Below are 24530 nucleotides of genomic sequence, written 5' to 3'. Positions count from 1 at the left end.
GCGGTACTCGTCGATGTTGAGGTGTCCCGTAAGATCCTCGATGCGATACCAGACATCCTAACGCGAGAAGTCCCACCATGGCTCCGCGTCCACCTCCGCGACGATGGCGAGCAGCTCCTCCATGCGCTCATCCGACCAGTCACGTACCTCCACCTGCTTGATCTTCGAGGCCTCCTTGGCGCGGACACCGTCCTGGATGTCCTTCTGCATGTCCTCGTAACCTTCGAGGAACTCGTCGACCCATTCGGGGGTGATCTCAACGCCGAGGAGCTCTCCCAGCATCTGTGCAAACTGTGCGGCATCAATCGTCCCCTTCACGAGCTTCGCGATGATGCTGGCTATGGGGCCTGCGTCTGCCAGGGCGTCCGCCGTCGCCGGACAGCTTGCGAGCACGCAGGCCAGCGCACCCATGAGACGCGGGTTCTGCGCCATGAGGGCGGCCGTGTCCGCATTCGGTGCCATGAGCTGCCCGAGGAACTCGACGAGCCTATGCTGCATCCCCCTCGGCACGTTGTTGGCGATCCAGATGGTGAGCTGGTTGATGGCATGCCAGTACCCTGTTGGCCGGGCGCCGTCGCGCATGGTGAAGCTCTCGTCATCCGAGAAGAGGCGCGAGGGCGCATGGCTCGAGGCGAAGCCATGCAGCTTCGTGATGAGGTCCCAGAGGCTGTCGATCCGATCGGGCGGGCTTGCGCCGAAGACGAAGTGGACGTCGCCCGCAATGACATAGAGCAGGGCACTTACGAAGTCACCGCAGTAATTGTAGGCGTGGATCTTGTGCCTGTTGCGGGCGATGTCCTCCGCATGCTCCCCCAGGAAGCCGGGACCGAACCCCTGCCCATCGAAAGAGTAGGCGTCATCGACGCGCGGGTTGACGATGGCCACGTACATGGCGGAGTTTCCGCCCTTGGAGTGACCGCTCACGACGACCTTTCCCGTGGGGTTATACCGCCTCAGCATCTCGGCCACGTAGGCAGCGGCCGCCTCCTGGCTCTCTGTGTCCGTCTCAGTGAGGCCGTAGAAGTTGTCCGCCCACTCGCCCTCGCCGCCTTCCGTCCCCTCAAAGACGACGTACATGTTGCCGTCCTCATCCGTGAGCGTCATATGGCGGCTCGTCTGCCGGGCGCCTCCCATCTCCGTGCCGGGCTGCGTCACGTCGGCCACCGTCATGTTGGCAGCCTCGCCATTGCGCAGGCACTCGATGAGGTTGCGGTACTGCTCGTCGCTCGTCCATGCGTCGTGCTGACCACCATTAGAAGCATCCGCTGCCATCTTATCGAGAACTTGGCCAAGGGTGGGCCGTTCGATACGTTGCTCGCGGCACACACTTTCATATGCTTGGATAAACCCTGGCTGGTATATGAGCATGTTCAGCTGGGCGAGCTCGTCAGGACCAAGCGCCACCTCACTCGCCCCCTGGCTTCACATAAGACGTTCTCTCCCATGTGCGCCCTTCGCTGTTGCTAACGAAGTCCTCCGTGAAGGGCTGGCCGTCCAGGGGGTCAGTGACCTTGCACGTAAAAACATCTATTCTCATTCCTGAAGAGCGTAAATTCGCCACGAGCCTATCGTGGAGCTCGGAGAGTTCCTCCTCGCTCAGGGGGGAGTCCGCCGATATGAAGACGCTCACGAACCCGTCGACGTCCGCCTGCACCTCGTCCAGCGTGGTGCCCTGCACATCGGAGGGGATCGTATTGTCGTGCATCCCCACGCTGCACACCATCGTCCCCTCCGGCTGGCCCCCCATCAGGGGCTCGGCGAGGGAGCGCACGCGCGCCTCCCACTCCTCGTGCAGGGACACGTAGAGGTAGTCGTCCTCCCAGCCCTTGTCCCCCGACCTGCCGGGCCACCAGGAGACCTTCACGTCCTCGCCCTCGAAGGGGCCCTCGGCCGCCCGGCACGTGGCGTAGCTCTGCCCCGGCACGAACAGGGACTTGTCCACGAGCACACTGGTCGCCTCGAAGCGCAGGGCGTAGCGCAGGGCGAGGTAGTCCTCGGCGGCCTCGGCGCTGCGGACGTACGACATCGAGTTCTGCGAGGGCCACTCGCCCCGCTCGAGCGCGCGGACCACGTAGTCGGGGGCGCCCAGCCGGCGCGCCACCTCCACGTCGCGCTGGCTCACCTCCTGGGTGCCCATGTCCGCCCCCCTCTCGTAGCCACCGGCCCCCCGGCATCCCCCGGGCAGCGCGCAGCCTCCCCCGGAGCACGCCGGGAGGGCGAGCGCCGCGGCCAGGGCGAGCGCGGCCGCGCGGCGCGCCACCTCACTCGCCCCCCATCTGACGACCAAGCTCTTCGTCCGTCGTGACGAACTCGTCGCGCGCGGACGCGAGGAAGTCCGCCGTCCTGCCGATGGCTGCCGAGAGCGCCTGCGCATAGGCATCCATCTCCTGGCCCAAAGCCATGAGCGCATCCGCTCCCCCACCGCTCGACGCCTCGAAGGTGAGGGAGGGACGCACCCCCGCCGCCTCGTCGGCGAGCGCTCGGAGCCGTCCCACGGCATTGTCTATGCGCTCTGGCGCAACGGCGATCTGTCCACTCGTTGCCACATCTCCCCCTCTCAGTCGAAGTCGGCATCATCGGCATCAAGTGCATCGATGTACCCGTTCGTCCTCTCCACGAGCGGCCCGATCGCCTCCTGCAGGGCCACCACCGACTCGCTCATGATGGGCAGCACCGACGCCGTCGCCTGCGAGAAGCGCTCCGAGCTGATGCCCCTGCTCGTAAGCTCCTCCACGATGGCCACGTAGTCCCTGGAGATATCGACCAGACTCTCGACACCAGCGGTCATCCGGTCGGTTGCGAGGGAGAACTCCGCATCGGAGACCTTGAGGTTCATCGGGGCCTCCCCTGCGCCTGCGCATCGAGTGCGTGCATGAGGTCCATCCGCTGTGCGTGCAGCCTCTCAAGCTCGTCAGAAAGTCGCCGCTCGGCACCATCCACCTCGCAGGCGATGCCCTCAAAACCGTGCCCTATGCCCGGCATGAGCTCGTCATGCAAGGCATCGTGCACGCGCTGCGCATAGCGGGCGCCCATGCGAACGCCCGCGAGCTCGCTGGCGTGCAGGGCACTGGCATCCGTCTGAGCCACCCAACGATGGAAGTTCTCATGCGACTGTGACAACTCCCAGCGAAAGGCCCGCAGTTCCTCGAGCGCTTCCTCTATCTTCCGCATGCGCTGTGAGCACCCATCGATCTGCATCTCTATCTGCAACGTCTCACGTGCCATGCGCTTGCTCCAATGGGGTATGGTCGCGCTCGCCTGTACCTGGAATATATATGAGTAAGCACCAATCCTGTCAATGAGCCATCCGCCCAAAGGCGCCCAGCGCGGGGGTGACGGACGAGGTCGGGCCCCGTTTCCCTACGGGAGCTGCAACAGGGACGGTCCGACGCATCCCAAACCATGGGCAGGCGAACCAAACGGAAGGGTGCGGAGGCTATGCCTGCTCCCGTAGCGCTTGCCTGCCCGCCTCGTCGCGCTCCTCGTCCCAGGCACGCAGCGTGTCGTACACCTCGCGCGCGACAGCCTCGGGCACGCCCTTGACCTCGGCGATGTCCTCCATGCTCGCCGCACGCAGCCGCCTCATGGAGCCAAAGTGGCGCATGAGGGCACGCTTGCGCTTGGCCCCCACGCCCGACACGTCATCCAGGATGGAGACGCTCTGCGCCTTGGTGCGCAGCTCACGGTGGAACGTGATGGCAAAGCGGTGGCTCTCGTCGCGCACCTGCTTGATGAGGTAGAGCGAGGGCGAACCCGTGGGCAGCACCACGGGCGTCTCGTCCCAGGGGACGAAGACCTCCTCGTCCGACTTGGCGAGGCCGCAGCAGGGAATGTCCAGCCCCAGTGCCTCGAGTTGCCCGATGGCAGCCGTGAGCTGCGGCTTGCCGCCATCCACCACCAGCAGGTCGGGCGCGGCCTTCGCAAACTCGGCGTCGGCCATGTTCTTGGCCCCATAGCGGCGTCCCAGCACCTCGCTCATGGACGCGAAGTCGTTGGCCTCGTCGAGCTCAGCGCGGATCCTGAAGCGTCGGTACTGCCCCCTGTCGGGCCGACCGTTGGTGAAGACCACCATCGAGGCAACCGTGAAGGTCCCATGAAGGGTGGAGATGTCGAAGCACTCGATGCGCAGGGGCGGGCGGTCGAGCGCCAGGGCACTCTCCAGCTGGAGCAGGGCCTTGTTGGTGCGCTCGTCGGCGTAGCCCGTGCGCACCATGTAGCGGTTGAGCGCATGGTGGGCGTTGCGCTCGGCCATGTCCAGGAGGTGCGCCTTCTCGCCGCGCTGGGGCACATGCAGGTGACACATGTGGCCGCGCTTCTCCGTGAGCCACTCGCCCAGAAGCTCCGCATCGGGCAGAGCCTGGGCCACGTCCACCTCGGTGGGGATGTCGGCCGTCTCGTCGTAGTAGCGCTTGAGGAAGCCCGCGGCGAGCTCCACCTCGTCCACGTCGGCGCCCTTGTTGAGGATGAACTCGCTGGAGCGCACCGTGCGGCCCTCGCGCACCACGAAGACGCAGGCGCAGCTGATGGTCTCCTCGCGGTAGAAACCGATGAGGTCCAGGCTCACGTCCGAGGAGAACATGACCTCCTGGTGGTCGTCGAGACCCTCGATCACCTCGAGGCGGCGCTTGATGCGTCCGGCCCGCTCGAACTCCAGGTTGGCCGCGGCGTCGCGCATCTGGCCCTCGAGCTCGCCCACGATGGCCGAGCGCCTGCCCGCGAGGAACTGCTCCACCTGGCGGACGTGCTTGGCATAGTCCACGGTGCTGATGGCACCACAGCACACGCCGGGGCCACGCTCCACATGGTAGTCGAAGCAGGGGCGGCCGCGGTCGGCGAACACCATGTTGGCGACGGCCGCATCCGTGGGATGGCCCTTGAGGTAGCGACGGCAGCGCTTCCACTCCGCGCAGGTGGCGATGCAGATGGGCACGGCCTTACGCAGTGTGTCGATGGTCTCGCGGGCGGCCTGGGCATCGGTGTAGGGACCGAAGTAGCGCGTGCCCTTGCGGTGGCGCTCGCGGGTGTACTTGATGGCTGGGTACACGTCGCCCATCGTGAGGGCGATGTAGGGATAGCTCTTGTCGTCCTTGAAGTCCACGTTGAAGTAGGGATGGTACTGCTCGATGAGGTTGCGCTCCAGCACGAGGGCCTCGTGCTCGGAGCCCACCACGAGGTAGTCGAAGCTGCGCACCACCTGCATCATGAGGGGTATCTTGGCGCGGTCGTCCGTGAGGTTCACGTACTGCAGCATGCGGCTGCGCAGGTTCTTGGCCTTCCCCACGTAGATGACGTCACCCTTGGCGTCCTTCCACAGGTAGCAGCCGGGGTCGGTGGGCACCTGCGCCACCTGCTCGGCAATGGAGGGCAGCCCACCGTCCTCGGGACGCGGAGCCGCGAGGTCGAAGTCGGGGACGTGCGTTGTGGGGTCCTTGATGCTCATGCCCGTAAGGCTACCCCTTTTGCAGGCCCGCATGCACGCAGCGCAAGTTGCCGCGGGCCATCCCCACCCCGCTGGGTACACCCACCGATGCCCGCCCTACGCGCCGCGACGCTCCTCGTCGGCCTGGAAGTACCGCCTGAACTTGCCGATCTGGTGATAATAGTTGACGTTCGCCCAGAACCTCTGGCACAGGGAGTCCTTGCTCCAGTGCAGGGCGAAGCAGGCGGTGCCATCCTTGAAGGCGGCAAGCACCTGCCGCCTGATGGCCTCGTCGCTCACGTAGTCGCGCACCACCTGGGGCGGCACGGTCACATAGGCGAAGGGCCTGTCGCCCGCGACGAAGTCCAGGTGCTTGTGCAAGACGATGTCATCCACCTGCACCTTGGCAAAGTTGACGCCCGCGAGGTAGGGAAAGAGCGAGCTGCGACCCGGGCGGGTGTTGATCTCGAAGAACTTGAACCGGCCGTCGGTGGCATCGTACTTGACGTCGAAGTTGGCCATGCCGTGATAGCCCACGCGGCGCATGAACGTGACGGCATCGTCCATCACCTGCTGGTCGCGCTCGGGAATGATGACGGCGGGGTTGCCGATGGCAGTGGGGGCGTGGTCCTGCAGCACAACGCGGCCTCCCACGGCAAAGATGGGATCCTGGTTGGCATCGGTGTAGATGGAGAGGATGCGCTCCTGCGTGTCGTCCCCGCCGATGAGCTCCTGCACGATGAGGCTCTTGTCGTAGCCGGATGACTGGAGGCTCCCGAAGATGGCCTCGAGCTCCGCACGGTCCCTGACGAAGAAGACCTTCTTCTTGTTGGGAATCTCCGCATAGTGGTAGGCGGCCGAGTTGGAGGGCTTGGCCACGAGCGGGTACGTGAAGCCGGTGTCATCCACCTGGGCGGCAGGGTCCGCGCAGTCGAGGAAGCGCGTCTTGGGATAGGGAATGCCCACCTCGTCGCAGATCCGGTAGAAGTTCTCCTTCTGCGTGATGGTGTCGAGCAGGTCGAAGTCGATGTAGGGCACGTAGTACCACTGCTCGAGGAGGGGCTTGTTCTTGGAGACGATGCGGGCGTAGAAGTCGCCACAACCCACGAGGAAGGGCAGCTTGCCTGCCTCGACGAGCCGGCTCCCCAGGGTCTCGAGCGTCTCGAGGAGGACGTCCTCCCGATCCAGCCCCGCGACGGTGCGGTACGTGGAGAACTTGCTGCGCGAGATGGACTTGATGTCATCGGAGCCCAGCTCGATGGGCTTCACGCGATAGGCGTCCCAGAAGCAGCGGATGTAGGCGTAGGCGGCAAAGTCCGCGCCGAGGATCACGGGTTGGAGCCTCATGGGAAGCTCCTCCTCACGGGAAACGACCGGTCTCATACGGGGAACCCCTCCACATCCTCCCGGCCCTCACATGGGACATGGCCGGGGCATCACCACAAAAACGGAACCATGGTAGCAACGCGACCGCGACAGGGGCGGTAGAATGGACACCTACCACAGACAAGACAGACGGCGGAGGGCGCATGAACAAGCCCATTCTTGGCATCATAGGCGGCGTGGGACCCCTGGCCACGGCCTACTTCATGGAGGCTCTCATCAAGAAGACCCCTGCGAGGACCGACCAGGAGCAGATGCCCATGATCGTCTTCAACGACCCGCAGATTCCCGACCGCACGGCCCACATCCTCGACCACGACAAGCCCAACCCACAGCCCGAGATGGCCAAGGTCGCCCGCTGGCTTGAGGATGCCGGGGCGGACTACATCGCCATAGCCTGCAACACGGCACACTACTTCTATGACGCCATCGTCGAGGCCGTCACCATTCCCGTGGTCAACATCATGCAGGAGACGGCACACAACATCGCGGCACAGGTGAGCCATGGGGCCACCATAGGCCTCATGGCCACGGACGGCACCATCGAATCGGGCGTGTTCCAGAGCTACTTCGAACGCATGGGCCTCAGGACCCTGGCCCCAACCGATGAGGATCGCACGATCGTCATGCACCTCATCTATGACTGCGTGAAGGCCAACGCACCCTATGACGTGGACGCGTTCCTAGGCATCGCCCGACGGCTCCACGAGAGCGGGTGCGACGCCGTGGTGGTGGGCTGCACCGAGCTTTCCGTCATCTACCAAGACCTGCCCGAGCGCCCGCCCTACCTGTACGATTCCCTGGACATCCTGGCCGACCGCTGCGTGAACCTGTACCAGTGGGCCCGCCAGGCCGGCGGGGACATCAAGATGTAGGCCGCACAGACTCCACATCCGCCTGACGGGCCACAGCTGATTGCAATGGATGCGCCATGACATGAGGAGATCTCAGAGAATCCCAGATTTGCCAGCACGCGCTTCATCCGTTACCACATGATGCCGAAACCAAAAGTGAGAGGAACATTCGTCATGACGGCCAAGGCAAGGGCACGCGCGCGGAGTGAGAACACCCTGCGGAGAATCAAGAGGGTGTGGATCCTTTCCTGGATCGCCCTTGCCCTCCTCATCATCCTGAACACTATGTTAGATTCCCCAGCAAATCCCTCTAGCTCGGACTACCGCACGGTTACGGTCACTGTCGTCAGCGCGTAGGAGACCCAGGTCTCATTTTGCTGGATAAACGATTACACCAGTACCGTCATCGTGAGGTACAACGGCAGCAACTACGAGCTTCGCAATACGGGTCATGCCTCCCACTACTTCCCAGGAGAGCAGATTCCTGCCTATCTTTATATGAACGAACTCTATGCAGGCATGAACGGCGTGATCAAGCCAACGCCACTCGGCACAGTCTACCAAGCCTGCAAGATTGCCACATTCTTCATGCTCATCGCTTCCCTATCGATGCCAATCCTGTTCCTCATGCACACATACCCACACGGGGTGCGAGTGACGAGAGAACGCAAGGGAGAGGAGGTGACACGGCTGCCGGCAAAGCCAACCATGTTAGCAGCCCCCGTTACCGACGGCACTCATGTGCACAGGTATGCCTGGAAGTACTTTGAATGTGACAAGGCCGAATGGCAGTATGACAGCTGTGCTCAAGCGTACTGTAGGGCGCATCATAAGACGATAGATACCATGACCAGCAAGGACGAGGCACGCGTATGGGTCTCCGCCGGTCTGCTCATAGGCTACTTTGTCTACTGGCTCATATGTCACGATGCGTTGACGCCCGACGGAATGGCAGATGATCCCCAGGATGAGGAGAACCAGGCGCTCGTGCGTGGAGATGAGCTCTCACCCATCGACTACATCCGCGATACCACGGACTTCACCCTCGCCCGTAGCGACATTCGTCAAAGCACACTTGACTTCGTCGATCGCTACTATGAGTCCTCCTACTATCAGGATGTGTTAGATGTCATTGGCGTCGACCGCGACATCTTCCGCATGGAGTTTGACTGGGAGACCTGTCACGAGGTGAGCACGGCAATAGACCATGCCCATATGGCTTGGCTTGAAGACAAGAAGTCCTACCTGCGCATCGCCCGCATCATCTCTGGCGGAGACACAAACGCCATGAGCGAGTTCTCGGGGAGTTTCGAGGAACCAGACGCATATGGCACGGTGCATGTCGACCATCTGTATGACTGGGGCCTCGAAGACGAGAACGATGTAAATCGCTTTGCGCACGACCACTGGATGGTGCTGGTGGACATCCTTGAACGCAATGGGTGTGTCTGCCTTTGTGACTGGAAGCAGCCCGCAGATGAATTCCTGCCCCTTGTCGGCTTGACACGACGTGCCGCCGCAGAAGGCATAGACTTTGCCTCGGTGGTAGGTACATCCGGCCAAGGAGACGTTGGACTTGCCGACTGGTGGGAGGGAAACGCTTGCCTCGACCTCCCTGAACTTTCAGAGAAGTCACTGCTCATAGCGAACATGGATATAGATAGTGATGCCTACGTGCTCTTTGTGTGCTCCGAAGGTGAGTACCGACGTATCCGCTCGCTTGCAAAATCCTTAGGAAGAATCATCAATCAAGCGAAGCAAGGGAAGTCCTAACGCGGCCATCACCCTCACACGCCGGCATCGCGCCCGAGGGCGATGGCCACGCCGCCCGCAAGGACAAGGGCCGCGAGCACCGCGGCGACGAACGTCCACGCCCCCGTGAGCGAGACGAGGCACGCCACGACGACCATCGCAAGGAATGCGAGCTCGAAGCTCACACGCCTGTACACCACAGGGAGCATCACGCGTGAGAGCCCGCCGCACACGACCGTTGCGACATCAAGGAGAGCGGCGATGACACATGCCTGGAGTCCCTGAGATCCCAGCGTCACGGCGCACACGAGGCATGACATCAGAATCGCCAGTGACAACGCCGGCAGGGAGTCCGCCACGAGGAGCTGCAGGGACCCAAAGGGCAGGAGCGGGCGCACGAGGCGGTTGTCCTCGTCCGCGCAGAAGACGCGCACGAGCTCGCGCGCCGCGCGGTAGTTGAGGGTCACCGCCGCCGCGCAGGGAACCATCAGCTGGCCGTCCAGCGTCCCCAAGCACAACGCGCACAGCAGGGGCACGGAGACACCCGCATAGAGCAGGATGTCCCCCAGTCCCTCGAAGCGGCGCAGGTGCACGAGGGCGGCACGCGACGCAAGCGTCCGCCAGCCACGATGGCCCAGCGGCAGGGTGGGAAGCCATCTCCTCCGTGCGAGGCGCGCATCCCTGGTCAGTTCCCGATACCTGTCGCGGTTCGTGAGGCGCAGCCACCTGCTTGCGTCGGATTCCGTGCCGAGCACCGCCTCGCACGCGAGGGCAGGCATGCAGACCCTACGCCCCAGCAGCGAGAGAGTCACGATGAGCAGGCACGCCAGGAGGAGAAGGGGCACCGTCGCTCTGGCAAACCCCCAGGGTGGCGCCACGGCGATGCCCATCACGCACACGGCAACGACGGCCGACGCAGGTGCGACGACGACAGAAACGTCCCGTCTCCCCCGCGCAAGCCTGGCCTCGGCGACGACGCAGGGAAGGAGCGCCGCACAGAGGCCCGCGAGCGCGGAGGACAGTGCAGCCTCCCTGCGCATGAGGGCCCCCATGCCACTTGTGGCGAGAAGCCCCGCCAGCACACCGACCAGGCAGGTGCCCACGCACCTGAGGGTGACGTCCGAGAAGACCATGGTTGCGAGCGCGGGTCTGCTTCCCGAGAGCCACGAGACGTCTGCCGCACCCAGGCGGAAGGGAGACCTCCAAAGCGCCCTCAGCGCGCGAACGAGCGCCACCGTGCACCAGGCGACCAACACGACCGCAAGCGGTGCGCGCACAAGCGAGACGGGCACCTGCGCCAGCAGTCCCGCAAGGAAGTGTTCCAGCGCAGCCCACGAGAACAGCGCCCATAGGATACCAAACGCCAGAATGTATGCCAGGTATCCTGCGCCCATGAGTCTCTTTGAGTCACCAGCGCTCGTACCGGCCACTCAGAGCAGCCAGTCAAGGTTGCGGCACACATGGCGCACCCGCACGCGAAGCGTGGCCTCGATACGGCCGTCCATCAGGGCGTCTCCTCGCTGAGGCCGTCCGTGCCCAACCGAAGCGTACGGGTGGGGGAACAGGCAGGCACGTCCCCATGGACGCTCAGGAGCACGGCAGAGCCCGCTTTCGCAAGCGCGGACAACTCCCTGCCAAGCACCCCTGCCGCATCGTCATCGATGGGGGCAAACGGCTCATCCAACAGAAGCGCCTGCGGACGCATGGCAAGGACGAGCGTGAGGGCGAGCTTGTAGCGCATGCCGCGCGAAAGCGCCGAGGGAAGCGCACCCAGCGCGTCTGTCATGTGGAACCTCCCCGCAAGGACATGCCCGCGCCGCTCCGCCCCCTCGTCCCCGTTGGCGCGCGCGACCAGCTCCAGGTGCTCGTGACCAGTGAGGTCATCATAGAGCGCAGGCACATCCGGCACCAGGGAGAGGCCGGCCAAATCCTCTTGCTCCAACGAGAACAGCGCCCGCCCCAGGAAGCAAACCTCGCCCTCGCGCGGCCGCAGCTGTCCCGCAAGGCAGCGCAGGAGGGTCGACTTCCCCGAACCGTTGACGCCGCGCAGGGACACGACCTCCCCGCTGACAAGCGACAGGCCGAGACCCTCCCATACCGTCTTCCTGCCATAGGAAAAGGACAGATCCTGTGCCTCAAGCAGCGTAGCCATTGGAGGGTTCCCTTCGGTTGCGGCCATGCTAGCACGGGCGCAACCGACGGACAACCAGGCGGGCGGAGCAGGTCAGCGCCATCACAGACAAGCCCATACGTGAGGAGCGGTCTGCAGGCAGGATGGCAGGGGCTGGCCCGCATGCCCCTGAGGCTGGCTGCCACCCATCAGACGACCCCAAGCAAGATGTTGCATTCTCCACAAATATTTCCCCCGTGTTTCGATGGCTGTGGGAGGGTCCAGATGCGGGCCCAGGTGTTCAGAATGCGCTGCATGGCGGCAATGTGGGGGTGGCAGGGCTCACGAGAGCAAGATGCCGTCCCTGACCGAGGACCAACGAACCTGGGAGGAACATCATGGCCGAAAACGAGGGCACCTGGCAGTTCTGGTGTGGAGGCATGCACATCGTCCAGGGACTCAGGCAGCGCGCGACCAATGGCTTCATGGGCATCGACGCCGCATCCACGCTCGTCCTGTACGACAACAAGGGCAACGAGTTCGACCATGCGCCCATCATGCAGGTGGAGGCAAAGCTCAAGGGCTTCAACGGTAACGTCATCAGGATGAACGGCAACAAGTACCGCCTTCAGTTTGCCCCTCTGGGACGCACCGCGGCAGGGTCTGCCTTCGGGCTCGTCGGTGGCCTGGTGACGAACATGATGACGTCAAGAGGCGAGGACAAGCGCAGCCCTCGCCAGAAGGAGGACGAGTTCGCCGAGGTCGTGCATAGGCTGCAGGGCAACTAGGCACAACCAACGGCAAGCAAGCGTACCTGTTGGCACCCCGAGTCATGCGTGACCCGGGGTGCCGTTCCGTCATGTGAAGCAACCGGGGGATGCTGGGTACACTGCCCACGTCCTGATGGCATGAAGACGTCGAGGCAGCTGCTCATATGGCCCTCAAGGTTCTCCTGACGCCCGCAACGACACTGGTCTGCGTCCTCGTGGTGGACGTGGCCGTCCCCGCCATCCCCTACCTGGGAACCATAGGGTCCTTCTATGATGTCCATCGCCTATGACCTCTCCAGCGACGCACCACACGGCGGACGTCAACGAGCGCGAGGTCGCCCAGGCGCTCGCGTGGACGCAACGGCATGCCGCTCAGTTTGGTGGCGATGGCTCGCGGGTGGCCCTGGTGGGCGACCCTGCCGGCGGCAACCTCGCCCTTGAGGTCGCCCTCAAGCGCACGACGGAGCTTGACCAGGTGGATGGGGTGGCAGACGCCCAGGGCGATGCCGCGGACACGGCGAGCTACCCACTCGCCCCCTCGCTTCCCTCTCCGTGAGCTACCCCATCGTCGACCTCGAGAGCTTCGCGTCCAACGACAATCCATCGGCAGAGGCCTCTCGGCCCTCTCGGCACGCTCCTATCTCGGCGAGCAGGGCATGACCGAGGCCACACGCACGGCGTCCCTGAGCCCACTTGCCAACCTCGGGCAGGCGGACCTCTCGTCCCTGCCTCCCATCCAGGTCATCCTGGGCGATGCGGATGCCATCATCCCACCTGCGGCCACCTACCGGTTCACGGACCGGCTCAGGACAGGGGGCGTCATCACCAAGCTCGTCGTGGTGCCACGCGCCAGCCATGTCGACGGCGTCCCGTCAGCGGTGCAGCAGGCGGCCGCCCAGGCGCCTGATGACGGCCGTCTCGGGCACCTTGAACAGGATTGCCGCCCCATAGGTGACGAAGAGCGCCGTGAGGCCACCGATCACCACGGAGAGGAGGGCGTGCATGATGGAGGGCGTGTCCGCCAGATGCGCGAGCGGCGTGAAGGTGAGCAGCGCATAGCTGGCGGCAACGCCCAGGGCGCCAAAGACGAGCGACCGCAGCGTGGAGACGGCGATGCCCCTGAGTCCCACGTGGCCCAGCTCGTGTCTGAGCATCGCGAACGTCACCACATCGACCGCCGTGAAGTACAGAAACGACGAGAACGCCACCATCCACAGGCCCGTGAGCGGTGTGAGGTAGATGCAGGCCAGCACCTGCACGACGGCCGCCACGACGTTGGCCGCCGCATAGAGCCCCATCCTGCGCAGGGACGAGCACACCTTCTGCAGATACATGCAGACGGCATAGACGGGCAGGCTCACGGCGAGTGCTGACAGGTACTGCGCCGTGAGCACAATCTGCGGCTGCGTGAACCTTCCCGCCGCCAGGATGGTGATGAGGACGACGGAGAACTCGATGAGATACAGGGCGAAGGGCACCATGAAGAACATGATGTTGCTGGTGCCCGAGGTGATGCCATGCCGATAGGAGGCCATGTCGCCACGGGCGACGTCGTCGGAGAGCTCCGTGAACATGGCCGTGGTGATGGGCACCGCCAGGATGGCGTAGGGCAGCGTGTACCACAGGCGCGCATAGTACGAGATGGAGGCACCCTCCGCCGTGACGGAGAGGGCGGAGCTCGTCTGCACGGAGACCGTCACGAACGAGCAGACCATGACAAGCAGCGACGGGATGCCGATGGAGAGCGTGTCCTTGATGGCCGGATCATGTAGGTCTATGTGCAGGCGCAGGCGGATGCCGTGCCTGTACAGCATCGGGAGCTGGACGGTCGCCTGGACGAGGACGCCCAGGGGGTTGCCCACCGCAAGGATCAGGAGCGCAAGCCGCGGGTTCGTGGGCACCAGGAAGGCGTAGGCAAAGAACGACGCCGTGGTCACGAAGTTGTTGAAGATGGGGGCGGCACTGCTCCAGAAGTAGTCGCGCTCCGCGTTGAGGACGCCCGAGAAGATGGAGTCGAGCGAGTACAGCACGACCTCGATGACGAAGAAGCGGAAGAAGTAGACGGCCAGGTCGGAGTCGAAGTCACTGTTTGCCGAGAACGACTGCGTGAAGACCACCTGATAGGCGAAGACCAGGCCCAGCACCGTGACCGCGCCCATGATGACGAGGACGAGCGTCACGAGGTTGGAGGTGTAGTCACTGGCCCCCTTGGTACCCAGGCGCTTCTTGACGGAGAGGTAGACGGGCAGGAACGCCGTCACGAGCATGCCACCCACCACGAGCTCATAAAGCTGGTTGGGCAGGTTGTTGGCCACCGAGTAGCAGCTTGCCGTCACCGTGACACCCAGGGCATAGGCCTGGCCCCAGGTGCGGAAGAACCCCGTCAGACGGCTGATGATGACGAGCACGCTCATCATCGCCGCGGAGCGGCCGACCTGGCTGGTCTTGGCGTTCCCATCCTGCCGCTCGCTCGACGAGGCGAACTCGCTATCCTCCTGCGCCATTCACGCTCCCCGTTTCCTGGCTAGGCAGCTGGCGAGCCGCAGGCGCTGAACCTACCGACCGTGCCAAACGTGATGCCAAGCTGGGGATCCCTGGCTTCGATGGTCTTGCCGTCTCCGATGTAGATGCCCACATGGCCAGGCTTCCAGACGATGTCGCCCGGCTGGGCCTGGGAGATGGGCTTGGTGCAGTAGGAATGCTGTGCCTCGGAGTAGTGCGGCAGGTTGTAGCCTGCCTGCGCATAGCAGTAGGCCACAAGGCCGGAGCAATCGAATGTGCGGCTGCCGGGGCTGTAGGCCCCATAGACGTAGGTGCCGCCCACCATGGAGTACGCGGCGGACACGACGGTGTTGCGCCACCCGGAGCTGTTGCTGTTGCTGGGAGGTGCGGGGGTGGAGCCATTGCTGCCGGGGGTCGAGGTGTTCGTGGTGGTGTTGGTGCCGCCTTCGTCGGTCGCTGAGCCATTGGGAGCGCTGTCGTCAACGTAGGAGCCACCGTTGTTGGCAGCAGCCCGGGCTGCGGCGGCGGCCTCCTCCTCGGCCTGCCTCTGGGCGGCGGCCTGCTCGGCGGCGAGGGCCTGCTGCACCTCCTCGCTCAGGGAGTCGACGTACCCCTGGGCATCCCTGGTCTTCTGCTCCAGGTCTGCTTGCTGGGACTTCTGGGACTCAAGCAGTTGGCTCTGCTCGGATTCCTGCTGGTCGAGCTGGTCCTTCTGGTTCTGGAGCTCATTTTGGATGGCCTTGGCATCCTGAATGGAGCTGCGCTGGCTCTCGGAGACCCTATTGGCATAGAAGATGTTGCTCACGAGGTCCTGCACGCTTGAGGAGTTGACGACGATGTCAAGGATGCTGACGCTGCCGCCCTTGTAGTCGTTCACCACCAGTGCGGAGAGGGTGCCTTGGACCTTGTCCAGCTCCGCCTGCTCATCGTCGATCTTGCCCTTGGTGTCCTCAATCTGACTCTTGGTGTCCTCGAGCTTTGCCTCGGTCTCGTTGACCGCCTCGGAGGCCTGCTCGGCCTGGTCGTTCAAATCCTCGAGCTGCTGCTTGGCCGCATCGAGCTTGGTCTGCAGCTCCGCGGAGGTCTCTGCGGAGGCGCTGACGCCCGGTGACGTGAGAACCATGCTTGCCGAGAGGAGCACGGCAAGCGGTGCCTTGTACCATAGTCCCTTCACGTTACCCTCCTTTGGTGGGGAGTTGACAGGGTCAGATGTGGTGCGAGCAGTATACCCCCGCAGCCTTGACTGCCTGAGATTTAGGAACGAGCGGCACGTGGATGGTGCGGCCGGCACATCGTCTGTACCTGCACACTCATATGCTTGTGACGCTTCCATGAACCAGGCGGAAGAGCGGGACGAGCCCTCACCCTCAACGTGAGCTTGAGGGGGATGCCATAGGACAGGGGCGTCCACCCCCATCCTGTGGGCATCCCTGTGCCGCAACGGCAAGCGTGTGGGTGCCTTTCGCTTGCATGTGGGTGCTGATTGAGCCGTGTGGGTGCCTTTCTCCCGAAGGGCGCCGACAAAGTCCCAGGTCGACAGCGACGACACCATGCGATTGGCACCCACAGGGAGAGAAAGGCACCCACACGTAGCGATTGGCACCCACAGGAAGAGGGACCCGTCACCGCGGACGCACCGCCACGCGCTGGCCCGCTACCTCATGCGGGCATCGAGCTCACCGGCGAGCTCGGGCAGGGAGACGTGCCAGCGCTCGGCCGTCACCAGCAGGTGGTAGACGAGGTCGCCCATCTCGTAGCGGATGTGGTCGTGGTCATCCTCCTTGCAGGCCATGATGACCTCGCTCGCCTCCTCGGCAAGCTTCTTGAGCAGCTCGTCCTCCTCGCCCGTGAGGAGGCGGGCGGTATATGACCCCTGGGGATCGTGGTCCCAGCGGCCATGCAGCGTCGCCGCAAGGGACTCCAGCGTCTCTCCGATGCTGCCGTTCTCGACGTGTGCCGTGCGTACGCCCATGCCTAGCCCTCCTCGTCCACAACGAGCTCACGGAAGAAGCAGCTGCGCCGTCCGGTGTGGCAGGCGGGACCCGGGGAGTCAACCACATAGATGAGCGTATCCGCATCGCAGTCCACGAGCACGTGCCTCACCTGCTGCACGTTGCCGCTGGTGGCCCCCTTGTTCCAGAGCTCCTGGCGGCTGCGGCTCCAGAACCAGCTCGTGCCCGTGGCAAGCGTGCGCCGCAGCGCCTCCTCGCTTGCCCATGCCACCATGAGCACCTCGCCCGTGCCCTCCTGCTGCACGACCACGGTGATGAGTCCGCGCTCGTCGAACGCGAGCGCCACCTCGTCAAGCGCGACCTGCTCCATATGCCCTCCTAGAAGTCCAGCCGCACGGGGATGCCCTGGCTCGCCAGGTATTCCTTCACCTGGCGAATCGAGAACGTGCCAAAGTGGAACACGCTCGCGGCCAGTACCGCATCGGCCTCGCCCACGATGACGCCCTCGGCAAAGTGCTCGAGCGTGCCCACACCACCCGAGGCGATGACGGGGATGCTCACCGCACGGGCCACCGCACGCGTGAGGGCCAGATCGAACCCCTCCTTCGTGCCATCGCGATCCATGCTCGTGAGCAGGATCTCACCCGCACCGCGACGGCAGGCCTCCTCTGCCCAGGCGACGGCATCGATGCCGGTGGGCGTGCGACCGCCAGCGAGGTAGACCTCCCACCGGTCGCCCGCACCCTCGACACGGCGCGCATCGATGGCACAGATGACGGCCTGGCTGCCAAAGGCCGCGGCGGCCGCGCTGATGAGCGACGGATCACGCACGGCGGCGGAGTTGACGGAGACCTTGTCGGCGCCTGCGGAGATCATCTGGTTCATGCCCGCCACATCGCGGAAGCCACCGCCCACGGTGTAGGGGATGTGCAGCTCCTGCGCCGCACGGGAGGCGAGGTCGATGGTGGTGGAGCGGTCGTCAGAGGTGGCCGTGATGTCCAGGAACACCACCTCGTCGGCGCCCTCGCGGTCATAGGCGCTCGCCAACTCCACAGGATCGCCTGCGTCGCGCAGGTCAACGAAGTTCACGCCCTTCACCACGCGTCCGTCGCGGACGTCCAGGCAGGGTATCACGCGCTTGGTGAGCATGTCTCCTCCTTGTGGCCCGCCGCGGCCAAAGCCTCGGAGAGCGTGAAGTTCCCCTCGTACAGGGCACGCCCACAGATGGCCCCCTCGACGGCCGAGGACCCCAGCGCGGCGAGCGCGCGGATGTCGTCCAGGCGCGCGATGCCCCCCGAGGCCACCACGGGAAAGCCTGCGACTGCGGCGACGTGCGCATACGCCGCCGCATCGACGCCCACCTGCATGCCATCGCGCGCCACATCCGTGAACACGAGGCGCCGAAAGCCCATGTCCGCCAAGTCGCGTACGAGTTCGTCCGCAGAGATGCCCGTGCCATCGCGCCAGCCATTCACGCGCACGACGCCGCCCTGGGCTGCCACATCGGCGACGAGCAGGTCCCCAAAGCGGGCCGCCGCCTCGCGCGCCAGCGTGCGGTCGCGCACGAGGGCCGTGCCCATCGCGATGCGCCTGGCCCCGAGATCGGCGAGGCGCTCCACGGCCTCAAGGCTGCGCACGCCTCCGCCCACGTCCACGGAGATGCCCTCCACGCCGCAGATGCCCTCGATGGCGCGACGGTTGGCGGCGAGCGCCCGCCCGTCCTCCCCGAAGGTCGCGGAGAGGTCCACCACGTGGATCCAGTGGGCACCGGCACGCGCGAAGTCGCGCGCCACGGCGACGGGGTCGCTGGCGTAGACGTCCATCTGGCTGCGCTCGCCACACCGCAGGCGCACCACCTGCCCGGCAACGAGATCTATCGCGGGAAACAGGATCACGGCTCCCCCTATCCGTTCACGATGCGGACGAAGTTGGAGAGGACCCGTATGCCCGTCCCCGAGGACTTCTCGGGATGGAACTGCACCCCAAAGACGTTGTCCCGCCACACGACGGAGGCGAAGCTTCGCACGTAGTGCGTCGTGCCACAGATGACGTCCTGCGGGATGTCGTCATCGAGCGCATACGAATGCGTGAAGTAGACGTTGGCGCCCTCGGGCACGTCCACGAGCAGGGGGCACTGCACGCCCAGCGCGCTCAGATGGAGCTGGTCCCACCCGACATGGGGCACCTTGAGCCGTGCGGACTCCAGCCTGGTGACGGATCCCTCGAGGACGCCCAGCCCCGGCACCCAGCGGCCGCCCCAGCATGAGGGCGCGCCATCGGCGGCAGAGCGCTCGTCCCCCTTGGCAACGAGCAGCTGCATGCCCAGGCACACGCCCAGGAAGGGGACGCCGCGCCCGATGGAGGCGAGCACCGCATCCGCCTCGCCACTCTCGCGCAGGTACAGCATGGCGTCCTCGAAGGCGCCCACGCCGGGAAGCACCACGCCGGATGCGGCGGCGATGCGCGCGGGATCATCGCTCACCGCAACCATGCCGCCCGCCGCATCGAGGCCGCGCACCATGCTCTGCAGGTTGCCGCGATGATAGTCCACCACCACGATCTCGTCGCGCATCAGAGGCTCCCCTTCGTCGAGGGCACGCCCCTCACGCGCGGATCCACCTGGCAGGCGAGGCGCAGGGCACGTGCGGCCGCCTTGAACGTGCATTCCAGGACGTGATGGGCGTTCTCGCCGGCAAGCTCGCGCAGGTGCAGGGTCACACCGGCATCGCGCGCAAGGCCCGCAAAGAACTCGCGTCCCAGCTCGGTATCGAACGTGCCCACCTTCTGCGTGGCGATGGGCACGTCCCAGAAGAGCTCGCCGCGACCGGAGACGTCCACGGCCGCCAGCACGAGCGCCTCGTCCATGGGCACGCAGGCGTCGGCAAAGCGCGCAATGCCCGCCTTGTCCCCCAGCGCCCGGGCGAGGGCCTGACCCGTCACGATGCCCACGTCCTCGACGGTGTGGTGGTCATCCACCCAGGTGTCGCCCTCGGCATGCACCGTGAGGTCGCACAGGCTGTGACGGCCAAAGGCCCTAAGCATGTGATCGAAGAAGCCCACGCCCGTGGAGATGTCACAGGTGCCACTGCCATCCAGGTCAAGCGACACCGTTATGTCGGTCTCGCCGGTCGTGCGGCTCACCGTCGCGCTTCTGCTCATGGCTACCTCCCAGTGATGACGGACAGGGAATCGATGACGGCGTCGTTTTCCTGCGGCATGCCCACGGTGATGCGCAGGCAGTCGGCAAGCCCTGGGGCCTGGGAGAAGTCGCGCACGAGGATGGAGAACTCGTCGCGCAGGCGGGCGCGCGCCTCATGTGCGCCGGGCAGGCGGACGCACAGGAAGTTGGCAGAGCTGGGCCACACCCGCACGTCCGGCAGCGCGGCCAGGGCCGTGGAGAGCCGCCCGCGCTCGGAGACGATGCGTCCGATGATGGGTTCGAAGGCCTCCCGATTGCGCACCACGGTGAGGGCCGCGGCCTGCGAGAGGACGTTCACGGAGTAGGGCTGGCGCACGGCCTGCAGCGCGGCGATGATGGAGGGGTTGCCCAGCACGTAGCCGATGCGCGCACCAGCCAGGCAGAAGGCCTTGGAGAGCGTGTGCAGCACCACGAGGTTGGGGTACGCCGCAAGCAGCCCCTCCACGGAGGTGCCCTCACCCGCAAACTCGATGTACGCCTCGTCCGCGAGCACGATGCCGGGACAGGCCTCGCATAGCCGCTCGATGCACCCGGCAGGGACGAGGTCGCCCGTGGGGTTGTTGGGCGAGGTCACGAACACGAGGCGTGCCGTGCGGGCGGCTTCGACCAGCCCGTCGACATCAGGCACGAACGTCTCGGCATCGCGCGGCACGTCCATGACGGGCGTCTCCAAGAGCTCGGCATAGAGGCGGTAGACGGAGAACGTGGGCGGGCAACTGACCAGCGCATGGCCCGCGCCGCCAAAGGCGAGCAGCAGGTTGAAGAGCAGCTCGTCGCCACCATTGCCCACACAGACCTGCCCGGGCGTGACGCCATGCCACAGTGCCAGCTCCGCGCGGAGCTCGTCGGAGAGCGGGTACGGATAGCGGTTGGTGGCGACGGCGGCCAGGGCCTCACTCACCTCGGCACGCACCTCGGCAGGCATGCCATAGGTGTTCTCGTTGGCCGAGAGGTTGATGCGCGCCGGCGAGAAGGCCGGGTCATAGGGCTCGAGGGCCGCGGCGGAGGGGCGCATGAGGCCGCGCACGTCTGGGGGGATCCGCACGGCCATGGCTATGCCTCGTGACCGAACAGCTTGGGCACGCCCGGCACGTCGAGCGTGTGCGGCCAGGCCGTGGCGCCGGCGTCCTCACAGGCGGCATGGGGGTCGGCGAAGGTCCGCGCGCCCTCCCCCACCAGCTTGCGGCGCAGACCCACGGAGAGGGCGTGCGCCCAGAGGCCCTCGGCCTGGGCCAGCGTCTGCACGGCAGGGCCATCGGCCGCCAGCCCCTCGGGACTGTAGGAGATGACGCTCGAGCGCTTCTGGAAGTCGTACACGCCCAGGGGGTTGGAGAAGAGCGCGGTGCCGCCCGTCGGCAGCGTGTGGTTGGGGCCGGCGACGTAGTCGCCCAGGGGCTCCGAGCTCCAGGGGCCCACGAAGATGGCGCCCGCGTTCTCGATCCTGCCCACCAGGCCGAAGGCATCCGCACAGTGGAGCTCGAGGTGCTCTGGGGCGATGAGGTTGACGGCGTCGACGGCGGCGTCGAGGCTCGTCGTCGAGACCACCAGGCCGTGCGCAAGCGACGCACGGGTGATCTCCTCGCGCGGGCTCTGGCCCACGAGCAGCTCGATGGCATCCTCCACCTGGGCGACGAGCTCGGGCGCGTCGCACACCAGGTAGCAGGTGGCCAAGGGGTCGTGCTCGGCCTGGGCCATGAGGTCGGCCGCCACGAGGGCGGGGTCCGCCGTCCCGTCCGCGAGCACGCACACCTCGGAGGGGCCGGCGACCATGTCGATGCCCACGTCGCCCGAGACGTAGCGCTTGGCGGCCGCCACATAGGCGTTGCCCGGCCCTACGATCTTGGCGACCTTGGGGATGGACTGCGTGCCGTACGCGACGGCGGCGATGGCCTGGGCGCCGCCCACGGCATAGACCTCGTCGACCCCCGCGACCGCGGCGGCGGCCAGCGTATAGGCCGAGAGGCTGCCGTCACGCTGCGGTGGGGTGACCATCACCACGCGCGGCACGCCGGCGACCTTGGCGGGCACGGTGTCCATGAGCACGGTGGAGGGGTACTGCGCGCGGCCCCCCGGCACGTAGACGGCCACGCTCGGCACCGGCGTCATCTTCACGCCGAGGATGGTGCCATCGGCGCGCGTGGTGAACCAGGACTGCTCGCGCTCGCGCTCGTGGAAGTCGCGGATCTGCGCATGCGCCCGCTCGAGCGCCGCAAGGAACGCGGGGTCCACCATGCCGGGCGCGCCCTGGACGAGCTCGTCCGGCACGAGGAAGCCCTGGGGGCAGGCGCCGTCAAAGCGCTCGCAGTAGGTCCGCACGGCGTCATCACCCCGGGCCCGCACGCCATCCACGATGGCCTGCGCGGCGTCCATGATCTCGCGCGGGAGGGCTCCCGAGCGCTGGAGGTCGTCTTGCGTGAGGGCCTGTCCCGGCCCGAGGGTGATGGTTCTCATGTGAGGCTCCTAGGGTTGGGTCACCGCCTTGAGGCGGCGGGCGAGGTCACGAATGCGGGCGTCACAGCGGTAGGCCGCCGGCCCCGCAAAGAAGCGCGCCGCGCATTCCATGACGTCGTCCACGACGACGAGGTCGTTCTCCGCGAGCGTGGTGCCCGTGGCCGTGATGTCCACGATGCGGTCGGTCATGCCCACGATGGGGCCGAGCTCGATGTTGCCATGCAGCTGCACGATGTCAACCTGTTGGCCCAGCGCGTCGTAGTAGCGCCGCGTGATGCGCGGGTACTTGGTGGCCACCCGCACGGTGCCGCGCCACCCATAGGCACGGTCCGCCTCGCCCGCCTTGGCGCGGGGCTCGGCCACCACGAAGCGACAGGCGCCAAAGCCCAAATCGACAAGCTGGAGCAGGTCGACACCCGCCTCGATGATGGAGTCGTTGCCGCAGATGCCGCAGTCCGCGCCGCCATGCGCCACGAAGATGGGCGCGTCCTGGGCGCGCACGATGACGTACTCGTAGTCGCCCTCGCGGATGACGAGCTTGCGGCCAACGTCGCGCAGATCCGCCACGGGCAGACCCGCCGCCTCGAGCACGCGGATCGTGTCATCCTTGAGGGACCCCTTGGGAACGGCGATACGCAGGGGGCGCGCGTCCAGGCGCACGCCCGGCGTCACCACACCCGACGCTCCCTGCTCGCCCAGGATCTCCTGCAGGCGCTCGAGCGAGCACATGAAGCCGCAGGCGGAGACACCGGAGCGGTCGAGGTTGGCCAGGACGGCATCGTAGCGACCCCCCGAGGCGATCGAGGCAGCGATGCCCTCGGAATAGGCCTTGAAGATGATGCCCGTGTAGTAGTCGAACGAGTTGATGATGGAGAAGTCAAGGCTCAGACGGCCCGCCTCCACAAGCTCCGCCAGGCCGTTGACCAGGGCGCGCAGCTCGGAGGTGCCACGGCCCCGCACGGGCACGGACGCCTCGTCGAGCAGGGCGTCAATCTGGTCGATGACCTCGACGCCACCTTCGAGGCGCACGATCCGGGCAAGGGCACAGGCCGCCTGCGGGCGCAGCGCGTCGGTGTGGGCGACGAGGTCGTCCAGCCCCACGAGGTCCGACTCGTGCACCAGGCGCAGGACCTGCCCCGTGAACTCCTGCGAGGGCGAGCACGCGGCAAGCAGCGCCGTCAGCGGGGAGACGGAGCCACAGACGATGCGCCAGGCCGGGACATCGAGTCGACCGAGGGTCTCGGCGAGCAGCGAGACCGTCTCGACCTCGGGCTCCTCGTCCCGTGTGCCAAAGCGCTCCACGCCCAGCTGCGTGAACTGACGCGGCTGGCCCTTGAGCGAGGACTCCTCGCGCACGACCGGCGCGCAGTAGCGCAGGCGCAGCGGAAGCTGGCTGTCGTCGAAGCGGGTGGCCACCAGGCGTGCGACGGGCAACGTGAGGTCGGGCCGCAGCACCAGCAGGCTACGGTCGGTGTCGAAGAGCTGGAAGGGGGAATCGGCGAGCCTGCCACCGCCCTCGAGCGAGCCGCGATCCTCGAGCAGGGGCGTCTCTATGGGCAGGTAACCCCGCTCGCCGAAGCAGGCACGAACGGTGTCTGTGATGCGCTCACGTGCGAGTGCCTCCGTCGGCAGGATGTCACGAAAGCCACGGGGGGTTCCTACGAGCACTTGCTTCCCTTTCGTCCGGGGGTCACATCCAAGGCCACCAAATCTGCATCCCCGTCCCCTCGCAGGGAAAAGTCGGAAGCCATGGGTTCGGCATTTATTCTGCCTTCGTGACGCGATTTCAATGACGCTACTCTAGCGCAGCAAAGTAGCCCGAAGGCCGACGGCGTCAGAGGGTAACGCATCCGAAATGCCTTGCTCGATGCGCCAAAGACATCCTGTCTGAGGGCATTCAATCACTGCTTGTTATCGCCCAGTCTGCTATTTCGCTCTCGGATACAACCCCCTGGTTGAATCTCCCTCCCCGAAAAGCTAACTCCCCTAACCCATCAATATACAAGCAGAGGAGATGACGTCATGACTACCATTGAGGTGAAGCCAGTAGAGGAGGTCTCAACGACCTGCCATGTTGATCAGCACTGCTAGATCAACAGTGAGTCCGGGATTTCCATTGTTTTTCGCGCGGGAATCCC

At 65.6% G+C, this 24530-nt stretch carries 26 protein-coding genes; 5 read left to right on the top strand and 21 right to left on the bottom strand.

Annotation, left to right across the window (positions count from 1 at the left end; all coding sequences use genetic code 11):
* Positions 1 to 57: 57 nt before the first annotated feature.
* From HMPREF1316_RS03600 to HMPREF1316_RS03570, 7 genes are all read right to left on the bottom strand, one after another.
* The gene (locus tag HMPREF1316_RS03600) at positions 58 to 1272 is read right to left on the bottom strand and encodes an Mbeg1-like protein (protein WP_198009569.1); all 1215 of its coding nucleotides are present in this window, start codon (positions 1270 to 1272) and stop codon (positions 58 to 60) included.
* Positions 1273 to 1405: 133 nt separating this feature from the next.
* The gene (locus tag HMPREF1316_RS03595; protein ID WP_198009568.1) at positions 1406 to 2287 is read right to left on the bottom strand and encodes a hypothetical protein; all 882 of its coding nucleotides are present in this window, start codon (positions 2285 to 2287) and stop codon (positions 1406 to 1408) included.
* Entirely contained in the window at positions 2262 to 2546 is a 285-nt protein-coding gene (locus HMPREF1316_RS03590; protein WP_021725603.1) for a hypothetical protein, read from the bottom strand. Before HMPREF1316_RS03590 ends, HMPREF1316_RS03595 begins: the two co-directional genes overlap by 26 nt.
* Before the next feature lie 11 nt (positions 2547 to 2557).
* Entirely contained in the window at positions 2558 to 2836 is a 279-nt protein-coding gene (locus HMPREF1316_RS03585; protein WP_021725600.1) for a hypothetical protein, read from the bottom strand.
* Complete coding sequence (locus tag HMPREF1316_RS03580; RefSeq protein ID WP_021725607.1) at positions 2833 to 3225, bottom strand: hypothetical protein; 393 nt, start codon at positions 3223 to 3225, stop codon at positions 2833 to 2835. The genes HMPREF1316_RS03585 and HMPREF1316_RS03580 overlap by 4 nt, the downstream gene beginning before the upstream one ends.
* Positions 3226 to 3436: 211 nt before the next feature.
* Positions 3437 to 5440, bottom strand: a complete 2004-nt coding sequence (gene uvrC / locus HMPREF1316_RS03575; protein WP_021725560.1) for an excinuclease ABC subunit UvrC — start codon at positions 5438 to 5440, stop codon at positions 3437 to 3439.
* Between the two features lie 96 nt (positions 5441 to 5536).
* The gene (locus tag HMPREF1316_RS03570) at positions 5537 to 6766 is read right to left on the bottom strand and encodes a carboxylate--amine ligase (RefSeq protein ID WP_232204420.1); all 1230 of its coding nucleotides are present in this window, start codon (positions 6764 to 6766) and stop codon (positions 5537 to 5539) included.
* A gap of 182 nt (positions 6767 to 6948) precedes the next feature.
* Between HMPREF1316_RS03570 and cuyB the strand changes: the two genes are divergently transcribed.
* Complete coding sequence (gene cuyB, locus HMPREF1316_RS03565) at positions 6949 to 7677, top strand: cysteate racemase (RefSeq protein ID WP_021725574.1); 729 nt, start codon at positions 6949 to 6951, stop codon at positions 7675 to 7677.
* A 387-nt stretch (positions 7678 to 8064) separates the two neighbouring features.
* The gene (locus HMPREF1316_RS03555) at positions 8065 to 9429 is read left to right on the top strand and encodes a DUF6630 family protein (protein WP_021725619.1); all 1365 of its coding nucleotides are present in this window, start codon (positions 8065 to 8067) and stop codon (positions 9427 to 9429) included.
* Positions 9430 to 9443: 14 nt separating this feature from the next.
* Here the strand turns inward: HMPREF1316_RS03555 and HMPREF1316_RS03550 are convergent, their stop codons facing one another.
* Together HMPREF1316_RS03550 and HMPREF1316_RS03545 are read right to left on the bottom strand one after the other, a co-directional pair.
* The gene (locus HMPREF1316_RS03550; protein ID WP_021725594.1) at positions 9444 to 10802 is read right to left on the bottom strand and encodes a hypothetical protein; all 1359 of its coding nucleotides are present in this window, start codon (positions 10800 to 10802) and stop codon (positions 9444 to 9446) included.
* Positions 10803 to 10912: 110 nt separating this feature from the next.
* Positions 10913 to 11560 (bottom strand): ABC transporter ATP-binding protein, encoded by a 648-nt coding sequence (locus HMPREF1316_RS03545; RefSeq protein WP_021725581.1) that lies wholly within the window; start codon positions 11558 to 11560, stop codon positions 10913 to 10915.
* 356 nt (positions 11561 to 11916) lie between these two features.
* On the opposite strand from HMPREF1316_RS03545, the gene HMPREF1316_RS03540 reads away from it, so the two are divergent.
* The 3 genes from HMPREF1316_RS03540 (at position 11917) to HMPREF1316_RS03535 (ending at position 12844) form a co-directional block, all read left to right on the top strand.
* On the top strand, positions 11917 to 12306 hold the full coding sequence (locus HMPREF1316_RS03540) for a hypothetical protein (RefSeq protein ID WP_021725618.1): 390 nt from the start codon (positions 11917 to 11919) through the stop codon (positions 12304 to 12306).
* A 146-nt stretch (positions 12307 to 12452) separates the two neighbouring features.
* Positions 12453 to 12578 (top strand): hypothetical protein, encoded by a 126-nt coding sequence (locus HMPREF1316_RS14835; protein ID WP_269594156.1) that lies wholly within the window; start codon positions 12453 to 12455, stop codon positions 12576 to 12578.
* Positions 12575 to 12844: an alpha/beta hydrolase gene (locus HMPREF1316_RS03535; RefSeq protein WP_021725549.1), complete on the top strand. Its 270-nt coding sequence runs from the start codon at positions 12575 to 12577 to the stop codon at positions 12842 to 12844. The genes HMPREF1316_RS14835 and HMPREF1316_RS03535 overlap by 4 nt, the downstream gene beginning before the upstream one ends.
* A 1-nt stretch (position 12845) precedes the next feature.
* Here HMPREF1316_RS03535 and HMPREF1316_RS03530 read toward each other — a convergent pair whose 3' ends face one another.
* From HMPREF1316_RS03530 to hisG, 12 genes are all read right to left on the bottom strand, one after another.
* Positions 12846 to 13145: a hypothetical protein gene (locus HMPREF1316_RS03530; RefSeq protein ID WP_040651233.1), complete on the bottom strand. Its 300-nt coding sequence runs from the start codon at positions 13143 to 13145 to the stop codon at positions 12846 to 12848.
* Positions 13146 to 13160: 15 nt separating this feature from the next.
* Entirely contained in the window at positions 13161 to 14792 is a 1632-nt protein-coding gene (gene murJ / locus HMPREF1316_RS03525; RefSeq protein ID WP_021725609.1) for a murein biosynthesis integral membrane protein MurJ, read from the bottom strand.
* Between the two features lie 20 nt (positions 14793 to 14812).
* Complete coding sequence (locus HMPREF1316_RS03520) at positions 14813 to 15964, bottom strand: coiled-coil domain-containing protein (protein WP_021725575.1); 1152 nt, start codon at positions 15962 to 15964, stop codon at positions 14813 to 14815.
* A gap of 480 nt (positions 15965 to 16444) precedes the next feature.
* Positions 16445 to 16762: a phosphoribosyl-ATP diphosphatase gene (hisE, locus tag HMPREF1316_RS03515; protein ID WP_021725616.1), complete on the bottom strand. Its 318-nt coding sequence runs from the start codon at positions 16760 to 16762 to the stop codon at positions 16445 to 16447.
* 2 nt (positions 16763 to 16764) lie between these two features.
* The gene (gene hisI / locus HMPREF1316_RS03510) at positions 16765 to 17112 is read right to left on the bottom strand and encodes a phosphoribosyl-AMP cyclohydrolase (protein WP_021725625.1); all 348 of its coding nucleotides are present in this window, start codon (positions 17110 to 17112) and stop codon (positions 16765 to 16767) included.
* Positions 17113 to 17120: 8 nt separating this feature from the next.
* Entirely contained in the window at positions 17121 to 17891 is a 771-nt protein-coding gene (hisF, locus tag HMPREF1316_RS03505; RefSeq protein WP_021725544.1) for an imidazole glycerol phosphate synthase subunit HisF, read from the bottom strand.
* The gene (locus tag HMPREF1316_RS03500) at positions 17873 to 18637 is read right to left on the bottom strand and encodes a 1-(5-phosphoribosyl)-5-[(5-phosphoribosylamino)methylideneamino]imidazole-4-carboxamide isomerase (protein WP_021725626.1); all 765 of its coding nucleotides are present in this window, start codon (positions 18635 to 18637) and stop codon (positions 17873 to 17875) included. Before HMPREF1316_RS03500 ends, hisF begins: the two co-directional genes overlap by 19 nt.
* An 8-nt stretch (positions 18638 to 18645) precedes the next feature.
* Complete coding sequence (gene hisH, locus HMPREF1316_RS03495) at positions 18646 to 19314, bottom strand: imidazole glycerol phosphate synthase subunit HisH (RefSeq protein WP_021725610.1); 669 nt, start codon at positions 19312 to 19314, stop codon at positions 18646 to 18648.
* Entirely contained in the window at positions 19314 to 19901 is a 588-nt protein-coding gene (gene hisB, locus HMPREF1316_RS03490) for an imidazoleglycerol-phosphate dehydratase HisB (RefSeq protein ID WP_021725548.1), read from the bottom strand. The genes hisH and hisB overlap by 1 nt, the downstream gene beginning before the upstream one ends.
* A gap of 2 nt (positions 19902 to 19903) precedes the next feature.
* Positions 19904 to 20992 carry a histidinol-phosphate transaminase gene (hisC, locus tag HMPREF1316_RS03485; protein ID WP_021725621.1) on the bottom strand — a complete coding sequence of 363 codons (1089 nt, stop codon included), beginning with the start codon at positions 20990 to 20992 and terminating at the stop codon, positions 19904 to 19906.
* Between the two features lie 2 nt (positions 20993 to 20994).
* Positions 20995 to 22392 (bottom strand): histidinol dehydrogenase, encoded by a 1398-nt coding sequence (hisD, locus tag HMPREF1316_RS03480; RefSeq protein ID WP_021725593.1) that lies wholly within the window; start codon positions 22390 to 22392, stop codon positions 20995 to 20997.
* A gap of 9 nt (positions 22393 to 22401) precedes the next feature.
* Positions 22402 to 24060 (bottom strand): ATP phosphoribosyltransferase, encoded by a 1659-nt coding sequence (hisG, locus tag HMPREF1316_RS03475; RefSeq protein WP_021725556.1) that lies wholly within the window; start codon positions 24058 to 24060, stop codon positions 22402 to 22404.
* Positions 24061 to 24530: the final 470 nt, after the last annotated feature.

The sequence above is a fragment of the Olsenella profusa F0195 genome (assembly GCF_000468755.1).
Taxonomy (GTDB): Bacteria; Actinomycetota; Coriobacteriia; order Coriobacteriales; family Atopobiaceae; genus Olsenella_F; species Olsenella_F profusa.
This window is presented reverse-complemented; position numbering and strand designations above follow the sequence as displayed.